Source organism: Microbacterium sp. ZXX196 (assembly GCF_009709595.1).
GTDB lineage: Bacteria > Actinomycetota > Actinomycetes > Actinomycetales > Microbacteriaceae > Microbacterium > Microbacterium excoecariae.
Map to the genome: position 1 here is coordinate 1 of NZ_WMEE01000051.1, position 351 is coordinate 351.

Genomic DNA, 351 nt, shown 5'->3' on the forward strand with positions numbered 1-351 from the left:
ATCGGTTTCGACAGCGGATGTCGAAGCAGGGGAAGCGAGCCGAGGAAGCGGCAATGATCTCGTAAACCATATGTCGCAAAAAATAATCGCCAACACCAAGCGCGATTCCTTCGCCCTCGCTGCCTAAGTAGCGACCTGCGAAGTGTCAGCCCGGGGGTGTTCCCGACCCGGATCCTGGCATCAGCTAGGGAACTAAACTTCTAGGTCCGGTCACGGGTCCTAGGAGGAAATCAAACAGTGACTGAGCCCGTCGGAGACTTGTCCGCGAGATCTCCGGGGCCGAGAAAATCGCAGCGGACTGCGCTCGGAGAAGCCCTGTTTCCGCACCGTTGGACGCGGGTTCGATTCCCG

General features: G+C 58.7%; 1 other RNA gene. It reads left to right on the forward strand.

The annotated features are described in order from the left end of the window. Positions 1–351, forward strand: a transfer-messenger RNA (tmRNA) gene (ssrA, locus tag GJQ66_RS12220); the annotation flags it as partial.